This is a genomic window from Nocardia sp. NPDC004722, assembly GCF_053601505.1.
Map to the genome: position 1 here is coordinate 1 of NZ_JBSGBY010000667.1, position 4416 is coordinate 4416.

At 68.1% G+C, this 4416-nt stretch carries 4 protein-coding genes; 2 read left to right on the plus strand and 2 right to left on the minus strand.

Going from position 1 to position 4416, the window contains the following annotated elements:
• Positions 1-248 precede the first annotated feature (248 nt).
• Positions 249-1286 carry an LLM class F420-dependent oxidoreductase gene (locus tag ACWELQ_RS39325; RefSeq protein ID WP_452402088.1) on the minus strand — a complete coding sequence of 346 codons (1038 nt, stop codon included), beginning with the start codon at positions 1284-1286 and terminating at the stop codon, positions 249-251.
• 169 nt (positions 1287-1455) lie between these two features.
• On the opposite strand from ACWELQ_RS39325, the gene ACWELQ_RS39330 reads away from it, so the two are divergent.
• Together ACWELQ_RS39330 and ACWELQ_RS39335 are read left to right on the plus strand one after the other, a co-directional pair.
• Positions 1456-2094, plus strand: a complete 639-nt coding sequence (locus ACWELQ_RS39330) for a cyclodeaminase/cyclohydrolase family protein (protein WP_452402089.1) — start codon at positions 1456-1458, stop codon at positions 2092-2094.
• A 204-nt stretch (positions 2095-2298) separates the two neighbouring features.
• The gene (locus ACWELQ_RS39335; protein ID WP_452402090.1) at positions 2299-3045 is read left to right on the plus strand and encodes a L,D-transpeptidase; all 747 of its coding nucleotides are present in this window, start codon (positions 2299-2301) and stop codon (positions 3043-3045) included.
• Positions 3046-3118: 73 nt separating this feature from the next.
• Here the strand turns inward: ACWELQ_RS39335 and ACWELQ_RS39340 are convergent, their stop codons facing one another.
• Entirely contained in the window at positions 3119-3967 is an 849-nt protein-coding gene (locus ACWELQ_RS39340) for a bifunctional 5,10-methylenetetrahydrofolate dehydrogenase/5,10-methenyltetrahydrofolate cyclohydrolase (RefSeq protein WP_452402091.1), read from the minus strand.
• Positions 3968-4416: the final 449 nt, after the last annotated feature.

Below are 4416 nucleotides of genomic sequence, written 5' to 3' on the forward strand. Positions count from 1 at the left end.
GGCGGTCCTGGTCGGCGCGCACAAGCGCGCCGGCGATACGCGCATCGCGGTGGTGGCGGACGGACCCGCCACCAGCCGCCAGTTGAAAGTGACCAGCCTGGATCAGGTCTTCGCGCTGCACTCGACGCTGGAGGAAGCACTCAGCGCCCTGCGCTGAACTACCGCTGCGCCCTGCGCTGACGCACCACTCGAAAGCACGAAGCCGAGTCCGGTTTGCCCGGACTCGGCTTCGCTGCTTCAGGATTCGCTCAGACGAGTTCGCGCAGCTGCTCGATGAGCTTGACGCGCTCGGCGGGAGTGGCGGCCATCGGGACCACGTTCAGGGCCGTCACTCCGGCCTCCTTGAACGCGGCCACCCGCTCCTTGACGAAACCGGCCGAACCGATCAGCGAGACATCACGCACCAGGTCGTCGGGCACGGCCTTGGCGGCGGCGTCCTTCTCGCCCGCGAGGAACAGCTCTTGAATGCGGTCGGCCTCCGCGCCATAGCCGTACTTGGTGGCGAGGGTGTGATAGAAGTTCTTGCCCTTCGCGCCCATGCCACCGATGTAGAGCGCCAGGTGCGGTTTGACCCATTCGCGCAGGGCCTCGACATTGTCGCCGATGGCCAGCGGCGGACCGGCGTAGATCTCGAGGTCGCCGCGGGCCGGATCACGCTTGGCCAGACCGGCTTTCACCGACTCGCCCCACACGGCGTCGGCCTTCTCCGGCAGGAAGAAGATCGGCTGCCAGCCCTCGGCCAGCTCCGCGGCCAGCTCGACATTCTTCGGGCCGAGCGCGGCGAGCAGCACCGGAATGTTCTCGCGCACCGGGTGATTGATCAGCTTGAGCGGCTTGCCCAGGCCGGTGCCCTGGCCCTCCGGCAGCGGCACGGTGTAGTACTTGCCCTGGTATTCCAGGCGTTCCCGCTTCCACACCTTGCGGCAGATTTCGAGCGCCTCGCGGGTGCGGCCGATGGGCGCATCGTAGGTGAGGCCGTGGAAGCCCTCGATCACCTGCGGGCCCGAGGCGCCCAGACCGAGGATGAAGCGGCCGTCGGAGACGTAGTCCAGACCGGCGGCGGTCATCGCGGTCAGCGTGGGCGTGCGGGTGTAGAGCTGCAGGATGCCCGAAGCCAGCTGGACCCGTTCGGTCTTCGCGGCCAGGTAGCCGAGTGCGCTCACCGCGTCGAACGAGTACGCCTCGGGCACGAACACGATGTCCAGACCGGCGCGTTCGAGGTCGGCGACCTCGGCGGCGATCTCCTTGAATCCGTCGGTGTAGTTGATCGACAGTCCGATACGCATGACCCGGACAATACCCAACTAATTGCATAGCCCGGCGGGAGGGTTGCCAACACCGTCCGCGACCGGATCGCGGCCGCCCGCGGGCGGATTGCCGTCCGCGTCGCGCGGGCCGGTACGGTAGGCGGCGAATCAGTCGAATTCCCCGTATCGCCAAGGGAGGCCACCCCGTATGACTCAGGACACCACCACCTTCGGTGACTCGACACTGCGGGGGTACCTGGGTGAGCTGGCCGCCAAGGTGCCCGCCCCCGGCGGCGGCGCGGTCGCCGCGCTGCACGCGGCTCAGGGCGCGGCGCTGGTGGCCATGGTCGCGCGCTACACCACCCGCGCCAAGGACGCCGACAATCGCCCGGTCATCGACCGGATCATCGCCGCCGCCGACACCGCGCGCGAGCGTTCGCTGGCGCTGGCCGACGCCGACGCCGCGGCCTTCACCGCGGTCGGCGCCGCCTACAAGCTGCCCAAGGAGTCCGAGGCCGAGCAGGCCGCGCGCGGCGAGGCCATCACCGCCGCCCTGCTGCAGGCCGCCCGGGTGCCCGCGGCCGTGGTCGCCGAGGCCGACGAAATCGTCTCGCTGGCAACCGAATTGCTGCCCATCGGCAATCCGAACGTGGTCACCGACATCGGCGCGGCCGCCGACTGCGCGCGTTCGGCGGCGGCCAGTTCGCAGCTCAATATCGCCATCAATGTGGCCTCGCTCGACGGTGCGGCCGGGGCCGAGTTCGCGCCCGTGCTGAAGCAGATCGAGGAAGTGATCGCGCGCGCCGACGCGCTGCACGACGACGTGGTCGCCGCCATCACCCGCTGAGGCCGCCGAATCCGTTTGCGCCTGTACCCCGTTCCGTTATGGAGCGGGGTACAGCCTTTTCCGGCCCGTTACCGGGCGACACGAACTTCGCATAGCTCCCACGCCGGGACAATGGTCACGAACCGGGAACATTTCCGGATGGGACTGATCATCTGGCCATAAGGTGAGAAACCCAGGCCCACACCCTCTCGAAGGGATGGAACGATGCGGAAAGCTCTTCGCGTGCTGTTCGTCGTAAGCTTCCTCGCGGCGGCGGCCGCACTCGGTTCCGGAGCCGCGGGGGCGGCTCTCTTGACACCGAATCTCCCAGCCGTACAGGCAATCTCGCCCGCACCAGGTCAGACCGTCGGCATCGCCGCCCCGGTCACCGTCCAGTTCGCGACCGCGGTCACCGATCGCGCGCAAGCCGAACGCGCCATCGACGTCCGGGCCGAGAACTCCCTCGCCGGACACTTCACCTGGCTCGACGACCGGCAACTGATGTGGCAACCGGCGAATTACCTGCCCACGAAGTCACCGATCACGGTCTTCGCGGGCCGCCAGCACATCAAGTTCCAGACCAACGGCGGCACCACAGCCGACGCGGATATGTCGGCGCACACCTTCACGGTGTGGATCAACGGCGTAGCCCGAACGATGCCCGCGTCGATGGGCAAGCCCGGCCGTGAGACTCCAGTAGGCACCTTCCCGGTGCTCTCGCACGAGCGCTCGGTCACCTTCGACTCACGCACCATCGGCATCCCGCTGAGCTCCCCCGAGGGCTATCTGATCACCGGTGAATTCGCCGAGCGCCTCACCTGGGGTGGTGTCTACGTCCACTCCGCCCCCTGGTCGGTGGATTCCCAGGGCAACGCGAACGTCAGCCACGGGTGCATCAACCTCGCCCCCGCCGACGCCGAGTGGTACTACGACAACGTCTCCATCGGCGACCCCGTCACCACCCACTGGTGATTTCAAGATCAAGGTGTACTCAGTGCGGGAAATCGGACAGATTTCCGCACTGAGTACACCTTGATCTTGTTGGTCAGCGGGCGGATTCGGCGGCCTGGACCACGTGGCGCATGAGGAGGGCGGTGGTGACGGGGCCTACGCCGCCGGGGACTGGGCTCAGGGCGGCGGCCTTGCCGGACACCGAGTCGGCGTGGACGTCGCCGGTGATGTTGCCGTTGTCGTCCTCGTTGGTGCCGACGTCGATGACTACCGCGCCCTCGCGGACGTGGTCGCCGGTGATGAGGCCCGCGCGGCCGACCGCGGCGACGACGACGTCGGCGGCGGTCGTCACAGCGGGGAGGTCGGCGGTGCGGGAGTGGGCGATGGTGACGGTCGCGTTCTCCGCCAGCAGGAGCTGAAGCAGCGGCTTGCCGACCACGTTCGAGCGGCCGACGACGGTGACCAGGCGGCCCGCGAGCGGAACATTGTGGAACTTGGCCAGTTCCACGACTGCTTCGGAGGTGGCGGGCGGGAAGCCGGGGAGGCCGGAGGCGAGCAGGCCCAGGGAGAGCGGGCTGACGCCGTCGACGTCCTTGGCGGCGGCGATGGCGGAGCTCACGTCGTCGAGGCCGATGCCCTTGGGCAGCGGGGTCTGCAGCATGATGCCGTCGACGGTCGGGTCCGCGGACAGTTCGGTGAGTTTGGCGCGAATCTGCTCGGTGGTCGCGTCGACGCCGAGATCGACGTTCTCGCAGGCGATTCCGAGGCGGTCGGCGGCGCGGTTGAGCGACTTCACGTACCAGGCGCTGGCGGGATCGTCGTTCGCGATCACCAGGGCCAGGCGCGGGGCGGCGCCCGCCTCGGTGAGGGCGGCGGCGCGCGCCTTGGTGTCGGTGTTGAGGGCGGCGGCGAGATCCTTGCCGATGAGCGAAGTCGTGTCCACGGATAGGGAGCCTATCGCGCGAACGGAATGTGATTGCCCACCGGACCGGCCGGGCCTTACGTGCCGAGCGCGCCTCTCCCCCTGACTCCTCGACACGCTCCCGCGCGCGTATCCACTGTGATCCGGATCAAACCCGCGAAATCAGATGAGCAAATACCCGACAACCGGGATGGGCAGTCGTATCGTGTCCACATTCGGCTGTGAGCCAATAGCCAGCTAATTGAAGAGATAGCCAGCAAAGCAATGCGTGACATCCTCCGAAAGGTCGACAGCAGTGCAGATCGCCAGGCGTTTCCCCACCCTCCTCGCGGCGGCTGCCGCGGCCCTCACCATTCTCGGCACGGGCACCGCGCACGCCGATCCCGGTGCCCTCTACAACTCCGCGCAGGACAATTTCACCGGTGGCAACGAGGCGGCGGGGCTGGCCGACCTGCGCCAATTGCTCAACG

Excerpts from the sequence above, each read along its gene's own strand:
- ACWELQ_RS39330 (WP_452402089.1), top strand. The coding sequence starts at position 1,456 with ATGACTCAGGACACCACCACCTTCGGTGACTCGACACTGCGGGGGTAC.
- ACWELQ_RS39325 (WP_452402088.1), bottom strand. The coding sequence starts at position 1,286 with ATGCGTATCGGACTGTCGATCAACTACACCGACGGATTCAAGGAGATC.
- ACWELQ_RS39335 (WP_452402090.1), top strand. The coding sequence starts at position 2,299 with ATGCGGAAAGCTCTTCGCGTGCTGTTCGTCGTAAGCTTCCTCGCGGCG.